Origin of the sequence: Mesorhizobium sp. M0715 (genome assembly GCF_040320355.1) — a bacterium.
In the GTDB taxonomy this organism is placed as follows: Bacteria; Pseudomonadota; Alphaproteobacteria; order Rhizobiales; family Rhizobiaceae; genus Mesorhizobium.
Map to the genome: position 1 here is coordinate 39,991 of NZ_JAMYPL010000032.1, position 24,124 is coordinate 64,114.

General features: G+C 62.0%; 25 protein-coding genes and 1 pseudogene. 14 read left to right on the forward strand and 12 right to left on the reverse strand.

Going from position 1 to position 24,124, the window contains the following annotated elements:
• The first annotated feature begins 7 nt into the window (after positions 1 to 7).
• The 5 genes from NKI21_RS28365 to NKI21_RS28385 all read left to right on the forward strand — a co-directional run bounded on the left by NKI21_RS28365 (position 8) and on the right by NKI21_RS28385 (position 6,128).
• On the forward strand, positions 8 to 139 hold the full coding sequence (locus NKI21_RS28365) for a hypothetical protein (RefSeq protein ID WP_352609815.1): 132 nt from the start codon (positions 8 to 10) through the stop codon (positions 137 to 139).
• Positions 140 to 689: 550 nt separating this feature from the next.
• Positions 690 to 1,847 (forward strand): porin, encoded by a 1,158-nt coding sequence (locus NKI21_RS28370; RefSeq protein ID WP_352609813.1) that lies wholly within the window; start codon positions 690 to 692, stop codon positions 1,845 to 1,847.
• Between the two features lie 132 nt (positions 1,848 to 1,979).
• Positions 1,980 to 2,756, forward strand: coding sequence for a DNA repair protein RecO (gene recO / locus NKI21_RS28375; protein WP_352677450.1), 777 nt, complete (start codon positions 1,980 to 1,982; stop codon positions 2,754 to 2,756).
• On the forward strand, positions 2,753 to 3,271 hold the full coding sequence (locus tag NKI21_RS28380) for a PaaI family thioesterase (protein WP_023812876.1): 519 nt from the start codon (positions 2,753 to 2,755) through the stop codon (positions 3,269 to 3,271). The genes recO and NKI21_RS28380 overlap by 4 nt, the downstream gene beginning before the upstream one ends.
• Positions 3,272 to 3,383: 112 nt before the next feature.
• Positions 3,384 to 6,128 carry a DUF2339 domain-containing protein gene (locus tag NKI21_RS28385; RefSeq protein ID WP_352795203.1) on the forward strand — a complete coding sequence of 915 codons (2,745 nt, stop codon included), beginning with the start codon at positions 3,384 to 3,386 and terminating at the stop codon, positions 6,126 to 6,128.
• 50 nt (positions 6,129 to 6,178) lie between these two features.
• Here the strand turns inward: NKI21_RS28385 and NKI21_RS28390 are convergent, their stop codons facing one another.
• Both NKI21_RS28390 and NKI21_RS28395 read right to left on the reverse strand, forming a co-directional pair.
• Positions 6,179 to 6,574 (reverse strand): hypothetical protein, encoded by a 396-nt coding sequence (locus tag NKI21_RS28390; RefSeq protein ID WP_352795202.1) that lies wholly within the window; start codon positions 6,572 to 6,574, stop codon positions 6,179 to 6,181.
• Entirely contained in the window at positions 6,567 to 6,818 is a 252-nt protein-coding gene (locus NKI21_RS28395) for a type II toxin-antitoxin system Phd/YefM family antitoxin (protein WP_023812878.1), read from the reverse strand. The genes NKI21_RS28390 and NKI21_RS28395 overlap by 8 nt, the downstream gene beginning before the upstream one ends.
• Positions 6,819 to 7,037: 219 nt before the next feature.
• On the opposite strand from NKI21_RS28395, the gene NKI21_RS28400 reads away from it, so the two are divergent.
• The 5 genes from NKI21_RS28400 to NKI21_RS28420 all read left to right on the forward strand — a co-directional run bounded on the left by NKI21_RS28400 (position 7,038) and on the right by NKI21_RS28420 (position 11,512).
• Complete coding sequence (locus tag NKI21_RS28400) at positions 7,038 to 7,556, forward strand: sigma-70 family RNA polymerase sigma factor (RefSeq protein WP_352868558.1); 519 nt, start codon at positions 7,038 to 7,040, stop codon at positions 7,554 to 7,556.
• Positions 7,553 to 8,344 carry an anti-sigma factor family protein gene (locus NKI21_RS28405; protein ID WP_023812880.1) on the forward strand — a complete coding sequence of 264 codons (792 nt, stop codon included), beginning with the start codon at positions 7,553 to 7,555 and terminating at the stop codon, positions 8,342 to 8,344. Before NKI21_RS28400 ends, NKI21_RS28405 begins: the two co-directional genes overlap by 4 nt.
• A 310-nt stretch (positions 8,345 to 8,654) precedes the next feature.
• Complete coding sequence (locus tag NKI21_RS28410) at positions 8,655 to 9,758, forward strand: peptidase C39 family protein (protein ID WP_352630842.1); 1,104 nt, start codon at positions 8,655 to 8,657, stop codon at positions 9,756 to 9,758.
• Positions 9,758 to 11,221, forward strand: coding sequence for a RimK family ATP-grasp domain-containing protein (locus NKI21_RS28415; protein WP_023812882.1), 1,464 nt, complete (start codon positions 9,758 to 9,760; stop codon positions 11,219 to 11,221). The genes NKI21_RS28410 and NKI21_RS28415 overlap by 1 nt, the downstream gene beginning before the upstream one ends.
• Before the next feature lie 18 nt (positions 11,222 to 11,239).
• On the forward strand, positions 11,240 to 11,512 hold the full coding sequence (locus NKI21_RS28420; protein WP_023812883.1) for a DUF3303 domain-containing protein: 273 nt from the start codon (positions 11,240 to 11,242) through the stop codon (positions 11,510 to 11,512).
• 18 nt (positions 11,513 to 11,530) lie between these two features.
• On the opposite strand, the gene NKI21_RS28425 is transcribed toward NKI21_RS28420, so the two are convergent.
• Positions 11,531 to 12,442 (reverse strand): LysR substrate-binding domain-containing protein, encoded by a 912-nt coding sequence (locus tag NKI21_RS28425; RefSeq protein WP_128303041.1) that lies wholly within the window; start codon positions 12,440 to 12,442, stop codon positions 11,531 to 11,533.
• A 111-nt stretch (positions 12,443 to 12,553) separates the two neighbouring features.
• Between NKI21_RS28425 and NKI21_RS28430 the strand changes: the two genes are divergently transcribed.
• Complete coding sequence (locus NKI21_RS28430) at positions 12,554 to 13,444, forward strand: fatty acid desaturase family protein (RefSeq protein ID WP_023812885.1); 891 nt, start codon at positions 12,554 to 12,556, stop codon at positions 13,442 to 13,444.
• Positions 13,445 to 13,456: 12 nt separating this feature from the next.
• On the opposite strand, the gene NKI21_RS28435 is transcribed toward NKI21_RS28430, so the two are convergent.
• The 4 genes and pseudogenes from NKI21_RS28435 to ygfZ form a co-directional block, all read right to left on the reverse strand.
• Positions 13,457 to 14,248, reverse strand: coding sequence for a putative bifunctional diguanylate cyclase/phosphodiesterase (locus NKI21_RS28435; protein ID WP_352868567.1), 792 nt, complete (start codon positions 14,246 to 14,248; stop codon positions 13,457 to 13,459).
• Positions 14,249 to 14,332: 84 nt separating this feature from the next.
• Positions 14,333 to 15,597: pseudogene (locus NKI21_RS28440) on the reverse strand (PAS-domain containing protein); the annotation flags it as partial.
• Between the two features lie 63 nt (positions 15,598 to 15,660).
• Positions 15,661 to 16,293, reverse strand: coding sequence for an HD domain-containing protein (locus NKI21_RS28445; protein ID WP_352443173.1), 633 nt, complete (start codon positions 16,291 to 16,293; stop codon positions 15,661 to 15,663).
• Positions 16,293 to 17,153 carry a CAF17-like 4Fe-4S cluster assembly/insertion protein YgfZ gene (gene ygfZ / locus NKI21_RS28450; RefSeq protein WP_023812888.1) on the reverse strand — a complete coding sequence of 287 codons (861 nt, stop codon included), beginning with the start codon at positions 17,151 to 17,153 and terminating at the stop codon, positions 16,293 to 16,295. Before ygfZ ends, NKI21_RS28445 begins: the two co-directional genes overlap by 1 nt.
• Before the next feature lie 75 nt (positions 17,154 to 17,228).
• On the opposite strand from ygfZ, the gene NKI21_RS28455 reads away from it, so the two are divergent.
• The gene (locus tag NKI21_RS28455) at positions 17,229 to 18,560 is read left to right on the forward strand and encodes a dihydroorotase (RefSeq protein ID WP_023812889.1); all 1,332 of its coding nucleotides are present in this window, start codon (positions 17,229 to 17,231) and stop codon (positions 18,558 to 18,560) included.
• 35 nt (positions 18,561 to 18,595) lie between these two features.
• On the opposite strand, the gene NKI21_RS28460 is transcribed toward NKI21_RS28455, so the two are convergent.
• From NKI21_RS28460 to NKI21_RS28475, 4 genes are all read right to left on the reverse strand, one after another.
• Positions 18,596 to 19,384, reverse strand: coding sequence for a hypothetical protein (locus NKI21_RS28460; RefSeq protein WP_023812890.1), 789 nt, complete (start codon positions 19,382 to 19,384; stop codon positions 18,596 to 18,598).
• 70 nt (positions 19,385 to 19,454) lie between these two features.
• Positions 19,455 to 19,712, reverse strand: coding sequence for a hypothetical protein (locus NKI21_RS28465; protein WP_008874920.1), 258 nt, complete (start codon positions 19,710 to 19,712; stop codon positions 19,455 to 19,457).
• 355 nt (positions 19,713 to 20,067) lie between these two features.
• Positions 20,068 to 20,445: a TIGR02301 family protein gene (locus NKI21_RS28470; RefSeq protein ID WP_023812891.1), complete on the reverse strand. Its 378-nt coding sequence runs from the start codon at positions 20,443 to 20,445 to the stop codon at positions 20,068 to 20,070.
• 83 nt (positions 20,446 to 20,528) lie between these two features.
• Complete coding sequence (locus NKI21_RS28475) at positions 20,529 to 20,963, reverse strand: NUDIX hydrolase (RefSeq protein WP_023812892.1); 435 nt, start codon at positions 20,961 to 20,963, stop codon at positions 20,529 to 20,531.
• A 126-nt stretch (positions 20,964 to 21,089) separates the two neighbouring features.
• Here NKI21_RS28475 and NKI21_RS28480 point away from each other — a divergent pair, with 126 nt between their 5' ends.
• A complete protein-coding gene (locus tag NKI21_RS28480) occupies positions 21,090 to 21,851 on the forward strand; it encodes an SOS response-associated peptidase (RefSeq protein ID WP_023812893.1) in 762 nt (253 codons plus the stop codon).
• Positions 21,852 to 21,922: 71 nt separating this feature from the next.
• Here NKI21_RS28480 and NKI21_RS28485 read toward each other — a convergent pair whose 3' ends face one another.
• Positions 21,923 to 22,078 carry a hypothetical protein gene (locus NKI21_RS28485; RefSeq protein ID WP_023812894.1) on the reverse strand — a complete coding sequence of 52 codons (156 nt, stop codon included), beginning with the start codon at positions 22,076 to 22,078 and terminating at the stop codon, positions 21,923 to 21,925.
• A gap of 393 nt (positions 22,079 to 22,471) precedes the next feature.
• On the opposite strand from NKI21_RS28485, the gene cysS reads away from it, so the two are divergent.
• Positions 22,472 to 23,974 carry a cysteine--tRNA ligase gene (cysS, locus tag NKI21_RS28490; RefSeq protein WP_023812895.1) on the forward strand — a complete coding sequence of 501 codons (1,503 nt, stop codon included), beginning with the start codon at positions 22,472 to 22,474 and terminating at the stop codon, positions 23,972 to 23,974.
• Positions 23,975 to 24,124 lie beyond the last annotated feature (150 nt).

Genomic DNA, 24,124 nt, shown 5'->3' on the forward strand with positions numbered 1-24,124 from the left:
TGATCCTGTGGCCGAACCATCCTCGCATGGCGCGACCAGGGACATTCTGACCGAAACGACGCTTTCCCGGACTTATGGAGTGCCGATCCGCCTGATCGAGGCGGGCGACCACGTCGCCTGCGTCGCCAAGGTCGACTGAGAGGCGTCGCGAAGGAATCGCCTTCAACGGTTGACTGCTGTCACAATCAGCGACGCGACAGCGCTCCAGGGGGTTTCGATCGCTTTGGAAGAGGCAGACAGGCTTGGAGGCGTCATCCCGCTTTTCGCCTCGGTATCAAAGTGGGTTTGGCGGATCGGCGGCATCTGACGATAAAGGGGGCGGCAAGATTCAGGCGATTTCGGCGTAAATCAGGTAGATATTCCGCATTATACGGTCATTTTGGAAATATAGCACGTCACAATTGTATTTAGCCGCGAAAGTATCGGTATATATATTTAATAAATGACATTGTGCCAGTTGTGCCACTCGTCGGATTCGCAAGTGTTATTTGTGCAACACAGTATTAATCTGTTCAAGGAATTGGCATTATTCGAGAAATCGTCATTGAAGACAGATGATCGATGGGTATGTTCGCCGCTGAAAAGGGCGAGCGATGCGAGCCTTTTTCGCTGTGGGGGTGAGGCGGGAAAACATTGCCGCCAGCCACAAATCCGAAGCCATTTATAACTATGACTGGAGAGGTCAGAAAATGAACATCAAGAGCCTCCTTCTCGGCTCAGCCGCGGCCCTCATCGCGGTCAGCGGCGCGCGCGCCGCCGACGCTGTCGTCGTTGCCGAGCCGGAACCTGCCGAATACGTCAAGATTTGCGACGTCTATGGCGCCGGCTACTTCTACATCCCGGGCACCGAGACCTGCCTGCGCATCGGCGGCTATCTCCGCTACGACATGGGCGTCGGCGATTCCGGCACGTTCGATGGTGTCAACAACGTTGCCGATCACATGGACGGCGATAGGCACGACACTTATTACAAGAACATGCGCTTCACGCTGAGGACTTATACCGGCCAGGAAACCGAGCTCGGCACGTTGAAGACCTTCACCGAGACCCGGTTCCAGTTCGGCAACTCCTCTGGCGACTATGACGGAAGCTCAAGCACTGGCTGGCAAGCCGGCAATAACAAGGCAGATGGAACCAGCAAGACTTCGCTGAATTTCGCCTGGATCCAGCTCGGTGGCCTGCGGGTCGGCAAGGATGAAACGGTATACGACCAGTTCATCGGCTATGCCGGCAATGTCATCCAGGACACGCTCATCCCGTATGGTGTCAAGGATACCAACCTCATCAGCTACTACTTCGACGCAGGCAGCGGCTTCACGGGCGTGGTCTCGCTCGAAGAAGGCACCGCCGTCAACACGATCGACAGCTACGTTCCGCATGTTGTCGGCGGTTTGAAGTACAAGGGCGACTGGGGTGCGATCACCGGCGTCGTGGCCTATGACAGCAACTATGAGGAAGTGTCCGGCAAGGTCCGTCTGGACGTCAACGTCAGCAAGGAACTGACGCTGTTCGTCATGGGCGGCTACGGCACCAACGACAACATCAACGACTTCGGCACAGGCCGTACCCAATACAAGCCATGGGGCGGAAACTGGGCGATCTGGGGCGGCGGCACCTACAAGTTCAACGACAAGACCTCGTTCAACGCCCAGGTCTCCTATGACGACTGGAAGAACCTCGGCGTCGCGGCCAACGTTGCCTACACCATCGTCCCCGGTTACACGATCACGGCCGAAGTCGATTACCTCAATGCAGGAAAATTCGACGACTTCGATTTCAACAACTGGACCAAGGCCGACAAGAAGAGCAGCGTCGGCGGCATCGTTCGCTTCCAGCGCAATTTCTAACAGATCGACTGACCTCACCAGCCCGCCCGCAGCACATCGCTGCGGGCGGTTTTTTATGCCATTGGCATGAGAGTTACCCAGGGCCAAGCCGATACCTTGATTTCGCCACCCGATCGGTGAAAAGCTCCTGAAATGGAATGGCGCGACGAGGGAATCATTCTCGGCACCCGCAAGCATGGCGAAACCAGCGCCATTCTCGAGGTGTTGACGCGAGCGCATGGCCGTCATCTCGGCCTTGTTCGCGGCGGCCGTTCGCGCAAGCAGCAGCCTGTTCTCCAGCCCGGCAACCGTGTCGACCTGTTGTGGCGAGCGCGCCTTGACGAGCACCTCGGCACGTTCCAGGCCGAAGCGATCGAGATGAACGCGGCCCGGCTGATGGACAGCGCCGTCGCCGTCTACGGCTTGCAGACCATGGCCGCGCATCTGCGCCTGCTGCCCGAGCGCGATGCGCACGAAGGTCTTTACGAAACGCTTGCCGTAATGATCGTCCATCTCGACGATGCCGAAATTGCCGGCGAACTGGTGGCGCGCTTCGAGCTTCTGGTGCTGGACGAACTCGGCTTCGGCCTCGATCTCAGTCAATGTGCCGCCACCGGCACGCGACAGGACCTGGCCTATGTCTCGCCGAAGTCGGGACGCGCGGTATCGCGCGAAGCCGGTTTGCCTTGGCGCGACAAGATGCTGGCTCTGCCGGCTTTCCTGCAGCGCGGCTCCGGCCTGCGCGCCGATGCGGCAGCGGTCGAGGACGCCTTCCGGCTCACCGGCTTCTTCTTCAACCGCCATGTCTATGAGCCGCGCGGCTTCGAGCCGCCAGACGCTCGTACCGGCTTCCTCGCCGCCTTGCGCAAACATCACGCGCGCGGCAAGGCCATAGCTGGCGAGGACGCAGCCAGAGAAATCATCACATGAGCGAGGTCGAACTTTATCCTGGCCGGGTCTCACCGCTCGGCCTCGGCACCATTCCGCACGCCGACATCCTGAAATACACCGGTTTGGAATTGCTGCAGCGCATCGTCGACGGCAAGTATCCGGCGCCGCCGATTTCCTTTCAGCTGAATTTCACTCTCACCGAAGTCTCGGAAGGGCGCGCTGTCTTTCGTGGCATGCCGAGCGAGCGCCATCTCAATCCGCTGGGCAGCGTACATGGCGGCTGGGCGGCGACGCTGCTCGATTCGGCACTGGCCTGTGCCGTGCAGACGCTGCTCGAAAAGGGCGAGGCCTATACGACGGCGGAGTTCAAGGTGAATTTGACGCGTCCCATCACGCCGAGGACCGGCGAGGTGGTGTGCGAGGGCAGGGTTGTTCACAAGGGCCGCACGTTGGCGGTGTCGGAAGCGACGTTGAAGGATGCCGGCGGCAAGCTGCTGGCTTTCGGCACCGAAACATGCTCGATCTTTCCGGCCGCCAATCTGGCGGCGCGTTGACTGGCGGCGCATTGAGTTTTCCGAGCTTGGATTTTCTGGCCGCTTGGCCGCCGCATTTGAATGTCAGTACGACGGATGTCAGTGAAAACTGGCCTGGTTTGGGGGAACCGCCATGTTTGAAAGCCTGATCGGCCTTGTCGCCATCATCGCTTTGTTCGTCATCATTTCGCGCCAGCAGAGCCGCATCGGCCTTGTCGAGCGCGAGCTTGGCGCGCTGCGCAGCCTGGTCCTTTCCGGTGCCGTGCCGCCTGCGGCCCAGTCGTCCGAACAGGTGGACGACAACGCGCCCGCCGACATGGCTCCGGACGCAGCGGCTGCGACCGATATCGTTCCGCCGGAGGTAAGCGCATCAGTCACCGCCCCGGCGCCAGCCACGGACACGGAAGACTCGACCGGCGAGATCGCCTCCGGGCCGTGGACCGCTCCAGAACCGGCACCGAAGGCGGTGGATCCCGCGGAGCTTCCCGGAGCGGCGAAAGCCGCCCGCCAATCCGATGTCGAAACCGCGCTCGGAACCCGCTGGGCGGTCTGGGTTGGCGGCATCGCACTGGCGCTGGGCGGCCTGTTCCTGATCCGCTACACCATTGAAGCCGGCATTTTCGGTCCCGGCGTGCGGCTGGCCATGGCCGGCGTGCTCGGCCTGGTGCTGGTCGCCGGCGGCGAGTTCATCCGCCGCACCGGCTTCAAGGTGCCGGTGCAAGGGGCCGCCGGCGCTTATATTCCAGCAATCCTGACTGCTGCCGGTGCCTTCATCCTGTTCGGCACCGTCTATGCCGCGCATGGCATTTACGGCTTCATAGGCCCGGCACTCGCTTTCACGCTGCTCGGCGTCATCGGCGTGGCGACGATCGCGGCAGCCCTCGTCCATGGCCAGGCGCTGGCCGGCATCGGTCTCGTCGGTGCCATGGTGACGCCGGTGCTGGTCGCCTCGCAGGCGCCCAATCCCTGGGCGCTGTTCGGCTATCTCGCGATCGTGCTCGCCGCCACCGGCGTCATCGCCCGCATGCGCGTCTGGACGTCGCTGATGGCGGCGGCCTTTTTCGGCACCGGTGTCTGGACCATCCTTTACATGACCGATGCGCGGGGGGCGAACCTCTCCGCCATCCTGTTCATCGACGCCGTCACGCTGGCTGTGCTGGCCCTTGTCTGGCTCGCTCGCCGTGGCGATGAAACCGGGCCGGCCAGGGTTTTCGACTGGCCGTCTATCGTGCCTGGCTTGTTCATCGCATTCTCGGCGCTTGGCCTGTCGGTCGACCCGGTCTTTGCAGCCGCCGGCGATGCCTTGCCGGGCGCGGTGGTGATCGCCGCAATGGTGGCTGTCGCGCTTTATCGTCCGCTGGCGCTGCCGCTCCTCTATGCCGCGGGACTGGTCATGGTGCTGATCTATCTCGGCATCATCCCGCCAACCTCGATCGCTTCCGATTTTTCGGGCGGTGCCCTGGGCGTCGACGGACTGCCGGTGGCCACGTCCAACGCGCTGACCTTGCGCATCGGCATCGTACTTGGCCTGGTTTTCATCGGCGCCGGCTTCTGGGCCGCACGCCGGTTCGCCGCCGGCACGCAGATCCGCGCGGCCTCATGGGCAGCGTGGGGCGTCATCGTCCCGCTGGTCGTCCTGCTGGCGCTCTGGTTCACTTTCGGCAATCTCGACCGTGACTTTGTCTACGCTGCCGCGGCGGCACTGCTGGTCGTCATTTTCGCCGCCGGTGGCGAGTGGATCGCGCGGGCCGAGGAGCCGCCGCTCAAGGGCGGTGTCGCGGTGTCGTTTGCCCTGGGCGGCGCGGCCATCGCCGGGCTCCTGCTCATGCATATGGCTTTCGATTCCGGCTGGACCACCATCCTGCTCGGTGCGGCGGCCATCGTGCCGGCGCTGGCCACGCGCCGGCGCGCCTATCCGGTGCTCGGCTGGATTTCGGTCGGCGCTGTGATCGCGGTGCTTGGCCGCGTCGCTTTCGACCCGACCATTGTCGGCGCCGGGTTCCTGTCGAGGACACCGGTCTTCAACTGGCTGTTGCCCGGCTACGGCGTACCGGCGCTGGCCTTCGGCTTCGCCGCCTGGCAGCTCGCCCGCACCACGAATGGCCGGCCGCGCCTTGCCATGGAGGCGGCTGCGGCGCTGTTTGCGCTGCTCACGCTCGCCATGCTGGTGCGCCACGCCATGCACGGCGGCGTCATCGACACGGGTGCCATGACGCTCGCCGAACAGTCGATCTACACGCTGATCGCCATTGGCGCCGGCGCCATCCTGGTCGCCATCGACATGCGCTCGCCAAGCTCGGTGCTGCGCTATGGTTCGATGGCCGCCGGTGTGGCCTCGGTCGCCTTCATCGTTGTCAGGCATTTGGTCTTGCTGAACCCATTGTTCACCGACGAATCGACCGGCCGCATCCCGGTGTTCAACCTGTTGTTCCTCGCCTATCTCTTGCCAGCGGTCGCCGTTGGCGCGCTGGCGCTCTACACCAGGGACAAGCGGCCGAAATGGTATGCGCAGATGTTGGCTGTGGTGGCTGCCGCGCTTGCCTTCGCCTATGCCACGCTCTCGGTGAGGCGTCTGTTCAAGGGCGAGTTCATCGGCTTGTGGAGCGGCCTCGGCCAGCTGGAAACCTACACCTACTCGGCGCTTTGGCTGGTCATCGGTGTGGCGCTGCTCACCGCCGGCGTCTGGCTGAAGTCGCAGGTGCTGCGAATTGCCTCGGCCGCGCTGATCGCGATCGCCGTGCTGAAAGTCTTCATCTTCGACATGTCGGAGTTGGAGGGAGTGCTCAGGGCGCTGTCCTTCATCGGCCTCGGCGCGGTGCTGATCGGCATCGGACTGTTTTATCAGCGGCTGCTGACGCGGGCGGCGAAGGAGGGATGACACGCTTGCTTCCGTGAACAGTTCTTACCGGTTCATGGACCGCCTATTCGCTATTTTCGGATGGTGCCACGCACGCGGCGTTGTACGACTGCCTCTTTGATGAGGCCCGCGATCTTGCGGACAAACGCCGGGCTGAAGGAACCTATTGGCTTCGTCGTGACCAGATCATAAGCTTCGTCGACTTGTACGCGGTTGTACTCGTCTAGAATCAGCCACGACGGAAAATCGAGCCCACCTCTGCGGCACTCGATTTCGCTCACGGCAACATGCGTGTGGGACTGGTCGGGCTTTTGCGAAGTGAGCGGAAACAAGAAGAGTGCGGCAGGCGTTGCCGGCGTTCTAACCACAATGCAGACGGGCCGCGCCTTGCGGCCGGACGCCTCGCCGACATCAGCCTGCCGCGCCCATAGATAGTAGTATCGAAGCAAATCGCCGGGCTTAAGCATCCGGCTTGTCGCCGGTTGTGATGGCCTCCAATCCGGACATGAGTTCATCGTGGATCTCGTCCGGCGCGTCCTCAAGCGTGTAGGCTACGGCATGAGGCGAACTGACGAGCTGCCGGTATTGGGTGGCTGACAGGATGATCAGCTTCTCCTTGCCACGTTTCGTGAGAGCGACAGGCTCGATCATTGCCGTTTCGAGAATTTCGCCGGACGCCCGGTTCATGTCTGAAAAGGTGAACTGCTTCATCGGGTGGTCCTCATATGTATTTCACCTATTGTGCATATTTTACGTATCTAAGCAATCGATTTGCCGCTGCCTTCCGGTCGGGAATAAATCGGCACCAGCCAGCGTTATCTCATTGCTTGGGTGACCGGAGCGGCGGACCGCTTCGCGCTGGCCGCTTGCGCCGCGCCCGGAAGGCGCGTTCAATCGGATCAACAAGGGCGACCTCGAAAACCAGCGGTCATGGACGAAAAGAAGGCAGCAATCCTTGGCGAAATACCGCGCCTGCGCCGCTACGCACGCTCGCTTTTGCGCGACCGCGACGCTGCCGACGATCTCGTCAAGGATTGCCTCGAGCGGGCGCTCGTGCGGCTCGACAATTGGCAGACAGGAGAAAGCCCCCGGAGGTGGCTGTTTACGATCATGCATCATTTGTTCATCGACCAGATGCGCAAGGTGAACCGTCGCGGCGAGGCGGCGATGTTGCCGCTGGAGGCGGGCGAGGCCGTTGCCCAGCCGGCCGAGCAGATGGAGAGCATTGCCTCGCGCGAGATCATCGACGCATTGCAGGCGATCAGCCCCGACCGTCGCGCAGCCCTTGTCATGGTTGCCATCGAAGGTTTTTCCTACGCCGAAGCCGCCAACATTCTGGGCGTGCCTGCGGGCACGCTGATGTCGCGCATTGCGCGCGGGCGTGAGGAATTGCGCGGGTTGCTGGACGACACGGCGCGCCGCCGGGCGATAAGGATCGTCGAGAAATGATCCGCCGCGACTTTTCCGAACGTGACATCCACATGGCGCTCGATGGCGAGCTGCCCGGCGATGAGCGCTCGGCCTACGATGCCTGGCTCGACGCCAATCCCGAGATGAAGGCCAAGAGCGCCCGTTTCACCGCCGACCGAGCGGCGCTGCGTGCCGCCTTCGCCGACGTGCTGGACGAAGCCGTGCCTGCGCGGTTGCGCAAGGTCGTGCTTGGCGAGACGCCGGTCAAGGCATCTGTGCCACGCTCACGCTGGTGGCTTGCCGCTGCTGCCGCCGTGCTTCTGGTCACTGGCGGACTTGGTGGCTACTTTGCCGGCATCGATGGCATCGGCCAGGAGGACCCGGCGGAAGATCGGCTGGCCGAGCAGGCAATCGCGGCCCATGTCATCTATGCCGCCGAAAAGCGGCATGCCGTCGAGGTGCCGGCCAGCGACAAGGACCATCTGCAGACCTGGCTGTCCAACCGGATAGGGCTGAAGCTGGTGGCGCCGGACCTGACCGCCGACGGATTCCAGCTGGTCGGCGGCCGGCTGTTGCCGGCAGGCGAGAGCAAGGCCGCCATGCTGCTTTACGAGGACGGCAATGGGCAGCGTATCTCGCTGTTCGTCACCACGGAATCGACCGAGAATGCCAAGGGCACCTACGCCGCCGCGCAAGACGGACCCGAGGCCGTCTACTGGCTGGACAAGGGCTATGGCTGTGCCGTGGTCGGCTCCTTGCCGCGCGAGCGGTTGGCCGAGGTCGCGAGGAGCGCCTACACGCAACTTGTAAACGGGCTGGCAAGCTGAACGGCATCGCTTTTGCCGGTGCCGTCGATGCGCGAATGCTGATCCGGCCGAAGGACCTTTTGCGCCCGTCGGGCCGGCGTCGGATTTGTCACAATTCGGCCCTAATCGAGGTGCGATAGCGCTTGATGAATGCCGTCGCATCGCCCCGAAAATCGGAAACGGTTTTTGGAAACCCGAGGCGAAGATTCAAGGTGGTGGAGCGGACTTCGTGCGCCCAGGTGGACGCCGGTTTTCCCAACGCCCTGGTTGGCGTCAAGGACGTGTTCGAGTAGGGCCATTTCCACCACCAATCGAGGTTTTCTGAAGCCGCATGCCTGCCGAGATCCGCACGGCCCGCGCGTCTGACGTCGATGATCTCGCCGCCATTGAGAAAGCTGTTTTCTCAAGCGACCGTATTTCCCGCCGCTCCTTCCGCCTGTTCATCGAGCGTGAAACCGCCGAGACGCTGGTCGCCGAAGTCGACGGCCGCGTGGCCGGCTATGCGATCGTGCTGTTTCGCAAGGGCAGCGGCGTGGCGCGCCTCTACTCGATTGCGACCAGTCCGTTTTTCGGCGGACTGGGTGTCGGCCGCATGCTGCTCGGATCCGCCGAAGATGCCGCCTTCGAGCACGACCGCATGATGCTGCGCCTCGAAGTTCGCGAGGACAACAGCCGCGCGATCCGCATCTACGAACGGGCCGGTTATCGCAAGATCGGCCGTGAGCCCGGCTACTATGAGGATGGCGAAACGGCACTTCGCTACGAAAAGACCTTGCGTGGCGGCATTCCGATCGCCACCAAGGTTCCGTTCTACCCGCAGACCTGCGAATTCACCTGCGGCCCGTGCTGCCTGATGATGGCGATGGCCAATTTCGATCGCGGCTTCGTGCCGGATCCGGTCATGGAAATCCGCCTGTGGCGTGAAGCGACGACCGTCTTCATGATGTCGGGTCCCGGTGGTTGCGAACCGTTCGGCCTTGCTGTCTCGGGCTACGAAAGCGGGCTCGCGGTGGAGATCTACGTTTCCTTCTATGGCGCGCTGTTCCTGCAATCGGTGCGCAGTGAGGACAAGCGCAGGGTGATGGAACTGGCCCAGGTCGACTTTCGCCGACGCGCGGAACTTTACGGTATCCCGGTGAATTACCGTGCATTCACAATCGACGATATCCGCGCTGCGATCGCTGGGGGAAAGCTGGTGCTGGTGCTGATCAGCGGCTTCCTGATGTTCGGCAAGAAGGTGCCGCACTGGGTGCTGGCGATCGGCGATGACGGCGACCATATCCTGATCCACGACCCTTGGGTCGAGGATGAAAGGCAGGAGACCATTCTTGATGCAGCCAACATTCCCGTGCCTTACGGCATCTTCATGAACATGGCGCAGTTCGGTCGCGATGGACTGCGTGCCGCCATCACTCTGGGAAAGCGTGACAGATAATGACCTGGGTCATCCTTACCGGCAGGCAGAGCGATCTCGACCAGGTGGCGACACCGCACAAGATCATCACCAATCGCGACTATCTCGCGCATCCGTCACTGTTTCGCGGCCAGCGGCCGAAGGTCATCAACCTGTCGAACAATTACGCCTACCAGAGCCGCGGCTACTATGCGTCGCTGCTGGCAAGCTCGCGCGGCCACAAGGTGATCCCGACGGTCGAAACGATGATCGACCTTTCGGAGCGCAAGCTCTATGAACACGCGCTGCCGGAACTGGAGCTGGCGCTCAACAAATGCCGCAAGGACCTCGGCGACGTTTTTCCGCAAAAGGTCTGCATCTTCTTCGGCATCGGCCCGTCGAAAATCTGGGACCGCTTCGCCAAACTTCTGTTCGACTGGTTCCGCGCGCCGGCGCTCGAAGTCCACATCAAGGACAGCGCCGAATGGGCCTCGATCCGCAAGATCGGTTTCCATCCGCTGGCGCGGATGACCGAGGACGAGGAAAAAAGCTTCATCCAGTGCCTGGAGACCTACACCAACCGCGAATGGCGCGACACCAAGGGCCGCACGCCGGCGCGCTACACCTTCGCCACGCTGGTCGACCCGCATGAGGAATTGCCGCCCTCGGAGATATCGTCGCTGCGCTATTGGGCCAAGATCGCCGAGAAGATGGGCGTCGAAATCGAGCCGATCACCAAACGGGACCTCGCCAAGCTCGCCAATTACGACGCGCTGTTCATCCGCGAGACCACCTCGATCTCCAACCACACCTATCGTTTCGCCCGCCGCGCCCAGCAGGAAGGAATGCCGGTGATCGACGATCCGCTGTCGATGATCCGCTGCACCAACAAGGTCTATCTCAACGAGCTGATGGCCTACAACAAGGTGCCGGTGCCGCCGACGGTGATGATCGCCGGCACCTCGGATCTCGAACTGGCGGCGCAGACCCTGGGCTTTCCGCTGGTGCTGAAGATCCCGGATTCGTCGTTCTCGCGCGGCGTCAAGAAATGCGCCAATTTCGAGGAACTGAAGACGCTGGCCACCGAATGGCTGGAGGATTCCGACCTTCTGATCGCGCAGAAATTCATTCCGACCGAGTATGACTGGCGCGTCGGCGTGCTCGGCGGCCAGCCATTGTTTGCCGTGCACTATCTGATGGCCAAGAAGCACTGGCAGATCGTCAACCACAAGGCCAACGGCAAGCCCGACCAGGGCGGCATCAAGACCTTCACGCTAAAGGAAACGCCGGCGCATGTCGTCGAGACGGCAGTGAAGGCGGCGCGCTGCATCGGTGACGGGCTCTATGGAGTCGATCTCAAGGAGACCAAGGACGGCGTCTTCGTCATAGAGGTCAACGACAATCCCAACCTCGACCATGGCTGGGAGGATTCCGGCGAGAAGGACGAGGTCTGGGTGCGGCTGACGCAGTGGTTCCTGGAGCGGCTGGACCGGCCGGGGCGGTAATTTGATCGGGGGTAGAACATGCAGTTCATCGTCATCGAGGATTTCACCGGCTGCGATCGCAAGGAGATCTACCGTCGCTTTCGCGACCGGGGCCGCCTGAAGCCGGACGAGCTTCTCGTGCACCACAGCTGGATCGCGGCGGACATGAGCCGTTGCTTCCTGCTGGTGGAAGCCAATGACGTCACGCTGCTGCAGCGCTGGGTCATCGAATGGGCGGATCTGGTGGAATTCGAGATCGTTCCCGTGGCGACAAACAAGGACATGGCTGAGGCATTGAGCGGGCACCTCTGATCATCGCCGCACACTACGTCAACGCAGTGCCGGCGAGCCGACTGCGCGCCGACACTCGTCGATCAGCCACAGGCGAAACGCGGCCACGACATCGCGCCTGGCGCTGCGCTCCGGGATCGTCAGGCAATAGGGCTGGCGCAGCTCCAGTGCCTGGGCGAGGGGCCTGACAAGTCGGCCGTCTGCCAGCGCCGCGGCACAGTAGATCCCTTGCGCCAGCGCCACGCCCAATCCCGAAATGGCAAGGTCGAGTGCCGCGCGCGATGAGTTGGCCGAGAGGCCGCGCTGCGCTGCCCGGCCGGGCTCGATGCCGGCCGCCTCGAACCAGTTGTGCCAGGACGGAAAGGACGCACCAGTCGGTCCCCAGCCCGTGTGGATAAGCGGCAGGCTGGCCAGGCCCTCGGGTTTGATTGTGTCCGCCAGCCCGGGGGCACACACGGGATAGACTGCGTCCTGGACGATGTCCTCGGTCGGGTGCTCGCGATAATGCGGCCCATAGGAGAGCCTGATGTCGATCAGTTCACGGTCGAACGGCACCGGGTCGTCGTCGCCTCTGAGCGATATGTCGACGACGCCATGGCTTGAGGCAAAACCAGCGAGACGCTGCGAAAGCCAACCCATGGCCATGGATGGCGGCACCGACACCACAAGGCGTGGGCGGAACGTATCGCCGCCCAGCTGGCGCGCGACGCTGCCGATCTCCTGGAAGGCCATGGTCAGCCTGGGCAGCATCTCGACGCCTGCCTCGGTGAGGACGACGCGCCGGTTGACGCGGTGGAACAGCTTGCGGCCCATCTGCTCCTCGACCGTGCGGATGAGCTGACTGACGGCAGCGGCCGACACCGAAAGCTCTTCCGCCGCCGCGGCAAAGCTGCCTATACGGGCCGCAGCCTCGAAAGCTTGAAGCCCTTTGAGAGAAGGAGGTACGGCCATAATCACCGAATAGATAAGTTCAGCTTATCTAGATTGCAGAAATCGTCGTTTTTGGAAAGGTTGTTCATTGGCTACAGTGGGTTCATCAAACTCCAGTCTGGATCGAAGCACGTGGATCATCGTGACGTAATTTCATCGCTGACGCAGGAGGAGCGCAATCGGCTGACCGCCAAGTCTGATGTTGCGGGCCTCGTTCAGCTTGCTGCTCATTGGGGCGCGATCATGGTCGTCGGATCGCTGATCGCCGTCAAGGTGCCGTTCTGGCCACTGCTGATGCTGCCGCAAGGTATCCTCATCGTCTTCCTGTTCACGCTGCTGCACGAAACGGTCCATCGCACGGCCTTTGAGTCGCAATGGCTGAACGATGCCGTGGCGCGGGTGTGCAGCCTGGCGATCGCGCTGCCGGCGGACTGGTTTCGCTATTTCCATTTCGCCCACCATCGATACACGCAGGACCCGCAGAACGACCCGGAACTGGCCTTCCCCAAACCGGAGACATGGCGGCAATATCTCGTCCACATATCCGGCATCCCTTTGTGGTGGGGCCACCTCAAGACGCTTTATGCCAATGCGATGGACCGCGGCCGGGAAAGCTACGTTCCGCCAAAGGGCTATGACAAGGTGCGCATCGAGGCACGCGCCATGATTGCCTTTTACGCCGTGGTCCTTCTGCTGGCCGTCTATTTCCGGCTCTCGGTGCTTCTCTATGTCTGGATCTTGCCCGCTCTGTTGGGGCAGCCGTTTCTGCGCCTCTATCTCTTAGCCGAGCACGGCCGTTGTCCGTTCGTCGCCAACATGCTGGAGAACACCAGGACCACGCTGACCAACTGGCTGGTCCGCAGGCTGGCGTGGAACATGCCGTTCCATGCCGAGCATCATGCCTATCCAGGCGTGCCGTTTCATCAACTGCCGCGGTTTCATGCGCTGATCGAGCGGCATCTCAAGGTGGTCGAGCCCGGCTATGTCAGCTTCCACGGCAAATACATCGACACGCTGCGTTGACGATGGCCGGCCTCAGCCGGTCTGGCTGTGGAGCGCTCGGGATTTCAACAGACGCTGGATCTCGGCGGCCGTTGACGGCACGCCGATCAGATAGCCCTGCGCCTCTGTACAGCCATTGCCGCGCAGGATGTCGAGTTGCGCCTCGGTCTCGACCCCCTCGGCGGTGACAGTGATGCCAAGCTCGGCGCCCAGCCCGATGACGGTGCGAACGATCGCCGCGGCGTCACGATTGCCCAGGTCGTGGATGAACGAACGATCGATCTTGATCTTGTCGACGGGAAAACGCCTGAGATAGCCGAGCGAAGAATAGCCGATGCCGAAATCGTCCAGCGCGATACGGATGCCGAGTTCGCGCAACTGCCGCAGCGTCCTTAGCACCGCCTCGCTTTCGTCCATCAGCACGGTTTCGGTGATTTCAAGCTCCAACCGACCGGCTGGCACGCCGGAGAAAGCCAGCGCCGAGATGACGCTGCGGGCGAAGCTGCCGCTTTTAAGTTGCACGGCCGAGACATTGACCGCGACGCGCAGGCCGGCGGGCCAGTCGGCCGCCGCCGTGCAGGCTTTCCTCAGCGCCCATTCGCCAAGCGGCACGATCAATCCGGTGTCTTCGGCGACCGGAATGAAGCTGTCCGGCGCCACCGTGCCGCGTGTCGGCGAATGCCAGCGCATCAAGGCTTCCGCGCCGACGATCTCCCCGGATGCGATGTTCATGATGGGCTGGAAATCGAGGTCGAACTCCTGGCGCGGCAGCGCGGTCTCAAGGTCGACCTCCAGCGCACGCCGTGCCTGTACCATTGCGTCCATTCCGGGTTCGAAGAACCGATACAGATTGCGCCCTTCGCTCTTCGCCCGGTAAAGCGCTGTATCGGCGTTCCTCAGCAGCGTGTCGGCATCTCGGCCGTCGTCGGGGAAAACCGCGATACCCAGGCTGATTCCGATATGCATCTCGCGGCTCTTGTCGCGGAACGGTTTCCGATTGTCTCGACGATGCGCTTCGCGAGTTTTTCAGCACTGGCAATGCCCTTGAAATTGAACTGGATGATGACGAATTCATCGCCGCCGAAGCGGGCGACGACGTCGTTTTCATTATGCAGGCAGCGCTGTAGTCGCTCGGCCACGCTCTTCAGAAGCCAGTCGCCGGCCGGATGTCCCCAGGTGTCGTTGACCGCCTTGAAGCGATCGAGATCGAGCGAGAAGATCGCCAGCGGCGTGGCCGCCGTGTCCTCCAGCGCAAGGTCGAGCCGTTCGCGGAACATCGAGCGGTTGGGCAGGCCGGTCAGCATATCGTGATGCGCAAGATGGGTCATGCGCTCTTCGGTACGGCGGCGCTCCGTAACATCGTCGAAGGTCGCCACCCAACCGCCGCCGCTCATCGGCTGGCGGGTGACCAGAACCGTCCTGCCGTCGGTAAGATGCCGATAGGCCGAGTGCATTTTTCTCGCCACCAGGCAGGCCTCGGTCTTGGCGACTTCGCTGTCGACATCGATCTTCGTATAGATGCCGAGCTCCAGCAATCGTTCGAGCGCGTCGCGGTGCGTTGTTCCAAGCGGGAAGTCCGCCGCGGTGACGTTGTAGAGTTCTAGAAAACGCCCGTTGCGCACGATCATCTTGCCGTCGGCGTCATACATCAGCAGGCCTTGCGACATATTGGCAAGCGCTGCGTCGAAGCGGCGGTGCTGCTCTTTGAGGTCCTCTTGCGCGCGGCGCTGCTCAGTGATGTCCTCATAGATCGAGACCCAGCCGCCCAGAGCCAGAGGGCGGTGCGAGATGCTGACGATGCGGCCGTCCGACAGTGTTTCTTCGTAGGTCGAGGGCTTTGCCTGATCGATATAGGGTTTGCGGATGGCGTAGAGTTCGTCGGCGGTTTGCGAGGCGATGCCGATATCGACGCTGTGGCGCAGAATGTCGAGGAACCGGATGCCGGGCCTTATCACCCTGGTGTCGAGGCAAAAGATGTTTAGGTAGTTGCCGTTGCAGATGATCATCCGCTCGTCGGCGTCGAACATGCACAGGCCGTGCGACATGTTCTCGACCGCAGCCGAAAAGCGTTGGTTCTGCTCGCGCAGTTCGTCTTCCATGTGGCGGGAGCGGTCCATGCCTTCGGCCTCCCGTTTCGGGTTGGTCGAACCATCCTTGGCATCAGCGACGGGCATGAGCGCGCCTGCGGACCGTGATCGAACGCGCTATTGTGGCCGCCGCCGGTTAATTTAGCGTTTTTAGTCGATTGCGGTCGCCGAAACCTGGTGTCGCGATGTCTCGATCGCGGAAAACCGCTTCAGGAACGCATTTTGCGCCCAGGTCACCGAGCGTGGCGTGAAATCGAAGCGGTCGGCATTGAAGCCGCGCGGACGGCCGAAGAACTCGGTCGCCTCGGCGGTCGAAAAGCCGGCGAGCAGCGTTGCCTCGAAATAGGCGGCGATCTGGTCGGCGCGCTTGATCTCCTTGCGCAGCGCAGCACCCGGTTCCGGCAGCGAGAAGCGCAGATGGATGGCGCGCTGCAGCCGCAACTCACAATCCTTGTAGCTGCCGCCCATTACCGATTTGAACGGTGAGATCATGTCGCCGATGACATATTCGGGGGCGTCGTGCAGGAGGGCCGCCAGCTGGGCGTCGGCCGAAGCCTCGGGTACCAGGTCGCGGAACAGCGCTTCGACCAGCAGCGAGTGCTGGGCGACCGAAAAGGCATGCTCACCGCTGGTCTGGCCGTTCCAGCGGGCAACGCGGGCGAGCCCATGCGCAATGTCTGAAATCTCGATGTCGAGCGGCGAGGGGTCGAGCAGGTCGAGCCGGCGGCCCGACAGCATGCGCTGCCAGGCGCGTGCCGGTGCGCCGACGCGGTCGGCCGCCATCAGACCCCCTCCGCGCTGGCGGCTTCCTGCGGGAAGGTGAATTTTGCCCAACCGGGAATGGCCAGCGTAACTGGAACGTCCGCCGCCATGATCGGCAGATCGGCGTCGAGCGCCGCCTTGATCCGGTCGATACGGACAATCGCCAGACCAGCCGTGCCGGCAGTCGAGCCAAGCGTGCCAACCGGCCTGCCTTCGACGGTCAGCTCAGAGCCGGGCGCGGGCAGGGGCCGGTCGGCTGACACAATCAGCACGCGCCGCCTGGCGGTGCCGCGATGCTGCATGCGCGAGACGACCTCCTGGCCGACATAGCAGCCCTTCTTGAAGCCGACGCCACCGGTTTCGTCCAGCAGCACGTCGTGGGGGAAGGCGTCTCCGAGTTGGTAGTCGCTGCCGCTTTCGGCAATGCCGCCGGCAATGCGGAAGGCTTGCCACGCGGCAAGATCGCTGCGCTCATCTGTTTCGCCATAGGAACGCGTGACGGCACCCTTCGGAAAGCGTGTGTCGGCGGCTGCCGTTGAATCAGATTGTGAGGGTGTTGATTCATGTCCCCATGCGACGGTGACAAATGCCTGATCGGATTTTGCAATCTCGACCTTGGCGCGCAGTTTGTAGAGCGTCAGCCGGCGTATGAAATCGTCCGCTATGTCGGCACGGCATTCGAGCCGGAATGCATTCTCGCCGGTGCGCGAGATCAGGAAATCGAACAGGATCTTGCCTTGCGGCGTCAGCAGCGCACCGGGCTTGGCTTCGCCGGGAGCCAGAATGTCGAGATCGGTGGTCACGATGTTTTGCAAAAAATGCTCGGCATCCGGACCTGATACGGAAATGAGGGCGCGGTCTTTGAGCTGGGCAAAGGGCATGGGCGGAAAAGCAACCTGATCTTGCAAAATGGTCGGCCTTTACGTAAGCCGCTGGCACTCCCCCCGCAAGAGAGCATGGCCATGATCTACGACCTCATCCTGACAGGCGGCACAGTGGTCAACCATGACGGCGAAGGGGCTCGCGACATCGGCGTGAAGGACGGGCGCATCGCTGCCATCGGCGGTCTCCGCCAGGCCTCGGCCGGCGAGACGATCGACTGCCGCGGCCTGCATATCCTGCCGGGTGTCATCGACAGCCAGGTGCACTTTCGCGAGCCGGGACTGGAGCACAAGGAAGATTTGGAAACGGGGTCGCGCGCGGCCGTGCTTGGCGGCGTCACCGCCGTGTTCGAGATGCCCAACACCAATCCTTTGACCACCAGCGAGGCAGCGCTTGCCGACAAGGTCCGGCGCGGCACGGATCGCATGCATTGCGATTTCGCCTTCTGGGTCGGCGGTACCCGCGAAAACGCCGGGGATGTCGGCGAGCTTGAGCGGCTGCCGGGCGCTGCCGGGATCAAGGTTTTCATGGGCTCGTCCACTGGCGACCTGCTGGTCGAGGATGACGAGGGCGTGGCGTCGATCCTGAGAAACACGCGCCGGCGCGCCGCCTTTCATTCGGAAGACGAATTCCGGCTGCGCGAGCGTCTTGGCGAGCGCATCGAGGGCGACCCGGCATCGCACCCTGTCTGGCGCGACGAGATCGCCGCCTTACGCTGTACCGAACGGCTTGTACGCATCGCGCGCAGCGTTCGCGCCCGCATTCATGTCCTGCACATCTCGACGGCCGAGGAGATTGTGTTTCTCGAACAACACAAGGATGTCGCGACCTGCGAGGCAACGCCGCATCATTTGACGCTAAGCGCCGACGACTACGCACGCCTTGGCACGCTGATCCAGATGAACCCGCCGGTGCGCGCCGCCCGCCATCGCGACGGCGTCTGGCACGGCATTGCCCAAGGCGTCGTCGACGTGCTCGGCTCCGACCATGCGCCGCACACGCTGGCCGAGAAGGCCAAGCCGTATCCGGCCTCACCGTCGGGAATGACCGGCGTGCAGACGCTGGTGCCGATCATGCTCGACCACGTCAATGCCGGCCGGCTGACCTTGCAGCGCTTTGTCGACCTGTCCAGTCATGGCCCGCAGCGGATCTTCGGCATGGCCAGGAAAGGCCGCATCGCCGCCGGCTATGACGCCGACTTCACCATCGTAGACATGATGCGGCGCGAGATGATCACCAATGCGCAGGCCGGCTCGAAAGCCGGCTGGACGCCTTATGATGGCAGGGAAGTGACGGGTTGGCCGGTCGGCACCGTCATTCGAGGCCGACGTGTCATGTGGGAGGGCGAAATCGTCACGCCAGGCCAAGGCAAAGCGGTGGAGTTTTCCGAGGCATTGCCCGTCTAGGCTCCCGGATCTCTGCAAGGGCAGAGGCAGAAAGCTCAATCCCCGGCGACGAAGAACGACCACTGTCCGGCAGGCGTGATGCCGACACGGTAGAAGATATAGGCGCCGAACTGCTTCATATCATTGAAATCGCCGGCGGTGACGATCTTGAAGAGCTCGACCCGCTGCTTGGCGTCCAGCTTGTCCAGCGGCAGGGCGAAGAAATACGGCCACACATAGAGTTCTTGTGGCGTGCCGGCATCGAGGTGGACGTAGCCGGCATTAAGCACCTCCTCCAGGATGGCCAGAATCTCCTGGCCGTCTGGGTCTCCGGAGAGGCCCTTGAGGAAGGCGATGGCGTCGCCGTCTATGTCGGTCAGCGATATCTGTGTCATGCTCTCGCCCGTGCCGATCAACGGTCGCAGCTTTTCGATATCGCCGCCCTTGCAGGCTTCGACGATCAGATCGTGCATGCGCCGCACCGGTTCCGGCAGCTTGCCGAGATCGTAGACGACCTCAGGCACCGGCGTTTCCGGATCGACGCGCGGTCTGGTCACGCCGCCATCCGCCGGGCTGTCCGGCTCGGCTTCGGCAGGAGCAGTCGGCTGGCTGGCCGGCGGCGGTGTTCCGACCGGGTTGGGCATTGGCACGGCGCTTCCGGGGGGCGACATGTCGTCGTCGGCCGGCGGCGTGACTGTCGGGGGGAGCTCTTCGCGCTTGATTTCGCTCAGCGCATACACGGGGCTGCTCGCGAGACACACAAGCAGGGGAATCGCGGCACAGCAAGCGGCGAAGGAGATGCGAAGGATCAAGCCACACGGCTTGCCTGACATCGAAAAACTCACTGCCCGTTTCTCCCTGCTTCCGGGCATGACGCCCGAGCGGCATGTTCCCGTCAAAGAACCGGACGTCGGTTCAGTGCCGCAGCCGTTCAGGTTCGAAGGCGCCAGCAATCACCTTTTCACGCATACGGTCGAGCAGGGCAAGGGCCGAGGTCTCGCCATTGGCACGCAACATCTCGCCGAAGGCTGTTTCGAGCGCTGCTTCGGCGATGATCTCGGGCTCTATCCCGGCGGAGAGACCTTCCGCCCAGGCCTCGCTGTGGCTTTCCACGGCGGTCAGGCGTTTTTCTTCCCTGACCAGCGCGTCGATGTCGTTGACACCATGTTCCATAAGCGAATGTCCACCCTTTCAAGCTGCGATCCATCGATGTGGATCAGGCCTGATCTGTTCATTTCACACGCAGGGGCAATTAAGTATTTGTAAATACGACATTTTTTTGATCGTCTTTTACAAAGCCCGATTGCCTTGTGCGAAGCTGCGTTCAGCTCGAGTCAAACTTAGCCGATTGGGGCGGCCTGCGGGGCGAAAACCTTCAGTTTGAGTTAATTCCGCTTTCGCGCGGTAAGGTTTCGTTAATACTGTTGCAGAAGTGCAACATGAGGATTGCACCAAGATATCGCCTGGCACAAGCCGATATATCCGCTGTGCCCAGCAATGATCCGGATAGTTGTTGATGAGCGAGTGCCTAGTTGCCGTAACGCGAGGCGATATCGCGAGATAGCGTCTCGCCTTCCTTCATGTAGCGGCTGATGGCTTCGGTCGCCGAGGGCGTGCACCTCGTATAGGTGCCGCCGAAAGAGCGGTAGCCGCGATTGAAGCTGGCGATGAAGCGGGCGCGCCGCTCGGCGTCCGGATTTTCCGAATCGAGCAGTTTTGTCATCTCGACACGCCACTGCTCGCCCTTCTCGCCGCACAGATTGCGCAGGAAATGCAGCGAGCCCAGAACCTCCGCCAGCCGCATCAACCCAGGCTCGAACGGCGACTCGGCGCTGAGCGCGGGCCGTATCGAAACGGTCGTGCTGACGGAAAGACACACGGCGAGGAGCATGGATGGACGGTTCATAAGCCTTCTCTACCCAACGGCGTGGCTCTGCCAAACAGGATAAGTCTTTGTGGCGAAACAATTTGTCGCCTGCAAGGCGGTTTTCAGGGCAGCAGTCCGGCGTTTCTGCCAGGGGCCAACAAGTCTTCTGCGACCGCGAATACCGAGCCTGCTAGCGGCAGCGCCGCCATCTCGATGAGCGTATAGAAGGCCGCCGTCTCTGCATCGTCGCTGGCCACCGCCTCGCCGCCGGCATAGACGGCTCCGAAGACTGTGAGGAGATAGTCAACCGGGTGGCTGTCGTCCCTGCCGTCGATGTGGATTTCCCGAAGCCGGCGATAATCGGTGGCCCGCAAGCCGGTCTCTTCCAACAGTTCGCGAGCGATGGCTTGCTCCAGCGTTTCGTCGGGCTCGACCTTGCCGCCTGGAAAGGCATAGAGCCCCTGCGAGGGTTGCCGCGCCCGCTTGACCAGAAGCACGGTGTCTGCGCGCACGACGGCGACCGAAACTGCCGGAAGTGTCTTGCGCGCTTTGTTCATGGGTTCCCGATCAGGCGTGAAGCTGGTCTGTTGTGGAACCGCCAGCATGCGGAAGCTTTAGCGGTTGCGCAACGGCGGTTCTATCGCCACTTTCAAGCTGAACCATTCGAAGGGCGCCAATCGACCATGTGCGGACGTTTTGCCTTGACCGCGACGCCGGACCAGACTGCCGCCTTGCTAGGTTTGGCTGAACTGGAGGATTTCCCGGCGCGCTACAACATCGCACCAACCCAACCGATCCTGATGGCGGTCGCCGGCCCCCCGCAGGCGCCGGGCTCCAATCTGCCGGACCGGCAGCCGATGCTGGTGCGCTGGGGGCTGATTCCGACCTGGGTCAAGGATACCAGGGAATTTCCGCTGCTGTTCAACGCGCGCTCTGAAGGCGCAGCTGAGAAGGCCTCGTTCAAAGCCGCCATGCGCCATCGCCGCGCGCTGGTGCCGGCGTCGGGTTTTTACGAGTGGCGGCAAACTGGTGGCAAGAAGGGGCAGCCCTACTGGATCAGGCCTAGGCATGGCGGGTTGCTCGCCTTTGCCGGCTTGATCGAGACCTATGCCGAGCCGGGCGGTTCGGAAATGGACACCGGCGCTATCTTGACCGTCAACGCCAATGCCGACATCGCCCATATTCACGACCGCATGCCGGTGGTGATCGATCCCAGGGATTTCGCCCGCTGGCTGGATTGCCGCACGCTCGAGCCGCGCGATGTCGCCGACCTGTTGCGGCCGGCACAGCCTGATTTCTTCGAGGCAATTCCCGTCTCCGACCTCGTCAACAAGGTCGTCAACACCGGACCGGAGATCCAGGAGCGGGGCGAGATCGGGCCGGAGCCCGAAAAAGTCAAGCGCCAGAAGCCCGGCGCGGACGACAGTCAGCTGACGTTGTTTTAGCTGAGCTGTTCTTCAGGGCCGCATGTCAGCGCCCTCATGCCTGGCACCTTTGGCGCCAGCCACACACTGCTTCAGGCAGCGCGGGGCGATACGATCTTCTGCGCCGGCTTCTTCTTCTTCGCGGTGTGGAGAAGTGCGGCGACGATCGCGGCCGGGCCTATGGCGCGATAGTGGTTGGCCAGCGCCGGTTGCTTGGCGCGATTGGATTCCTGCTTGCTTCGGAGCATGTCTCTCTTCCCAGGTAACATTTTCGTGTCTGCGTTTGATGGCCGATTCTGACCAAATCGTGACGCCTGCTGATCTAGCCGGCGAATGTTTCATGACTGTGCCGACATGTTTAATAAAATGTTTCAGTGGCTCATTACCTGTGATCCAGCGACGTTTTTGCCGAAACTAGCGACTTGACGGCAACACTCGCCAAGGCGATAAAGCCGCCCATGAAAACGTCTTTCGCCATTTGTGGCATTTGCATTATTGGCTAGCCTCGCGCTGGTCCGGACGTTTTCGCCTCATCTTTCCCCAGATTGGACAAACGCCCCGGCCAGCAGGCTGGAGCCTGATTTGCGTCTTGGCGCGGGCTGGCTCCATCCAGATGAAAGATCTGAAACGGGAAGGCACGAATGTCTGACGCATCGCAGGGCCTGCGCCTCTACAACACGCTGACGCGGACGAAAGAGGATTTCGTCCCGATCGATCCGCTGAACGTGCGCATGTATGTCTGCGGTCCGACCGTCTACGACTTTGCCCATATCGGCAATGCCAGACCGGTGATCGTCTTCGACGTGCTGTTCCGCCTGCTGCGCCAAGTCTATGGCGAGGCGCACGTCACCTATGTGCGCAACATCACCGACGTCGACGACAAGATCAACGCGCGCGCTCTGCGCGACTTCGGCGGCGAGATCGCTTCCGGAACACTTTCGCTCAACGAGGCGATCAGGCGGGTCACCGAAAAGACCGCCGACCAGTTCCACAGCGATGTGGCGGTTCTCGGCTGCCTGGAGCCGACGGTCGAGCCGCGCGCCACCGAATTCGTCGAGCCCCGCGCCGACGGCAAAGTCGACATGATCACCTTGATTCAAAGCCTGATCGAACGCGGCCATGCCTATGTTGCCGCGGGCGAAGTCCTGTTCGATACGGCGTCGATGCCGGACTACGGCCAGCTGTCGAAGCGCAATCTCGACGAGCAGCAGGCTGGTGCTCGCGTCGCCGTCGACGCGCACAAGAAAAATCCCGGCGATTTTGTCCTGTGGAAGTTGTCGTCGCCGGAGGAGCCCGGCTGGAATTCGCCATGGGGCAGGGGTCGGCCGGGCTGGCACATCGAATGCTCGGCAATGTCGGCCGCCTATCTTGGCGAGGTGTTCGACATCCATGGCGGCGGCCTCGACCTGATCTTCCCGCACCATGAGAACGAGATCGCCCAGTCGCGCTGCGCCCATGGCACGGACGTGATGGCCAACATCTGGATGCACAACGGCTTCCTGCAGGTCGAAGGCCAGAAAATGTCGAAAAGCGTCGGCAATTTCTATTCGATCAACGAACTGCTGGAGACCGAGACCTTTGGCGGCCGCAAATGGCCGGGCGAGGTGCTGCGGCTGGCGATGCTGATGACGCACTACCGCGAACCAATCGACTTTTCCGTGCGCAAGCTGGAAGAGGCCGAGAACACGCTGCGCAAATGGAAGCGAGTAGCTGATGGAGCGCGTTATGAAACGGGCCCCCCTAGCAGCTTTGTTAAGGCACTTTCGGACGACCTTTCGACACCTCAGGCCTTTTACATATTGGCGGAGCTCGTTTCAGACGCGAGCAAAGGTCTGGGGTCGGAGGGCTCAGAAACGCCCTTTGTTGAAATTGATGGCGATCCAATAGACGTCGAATTTAAGTTGAATGCCGCTGCTGAGGTAAAGGCAGCTTTGTTATTTCTTGGTTTTGACTTTGCGGAAGCAAAAGTTGCCGAACATGCCATTGTTGAGGCAATTGAAACCCGACTTGCCCTCATAGCGTCGAAGAACTGGGCCGAGGCCGACCGCATCCGCGACGAACTGCTGGCGCAAGGTGTACAGTTGAAGGACGGTAAGGATCTGGTCACTGGCGAGCGAGTGACGACGTGGGAGGTCAAGCGGTGAGGTTGGCGCGAAACACTTTTGAAAGGTTGGCGGAGACCCTGGTGACAGCCGATCTCCCCCCTTGCGGGCCTGTTGCAAAATTGTGTGGATGTGATTCCCTGTTTTTGAACCAGGGATCTTGCGATGACGACGAAGCCGAGCGGTCAGTTC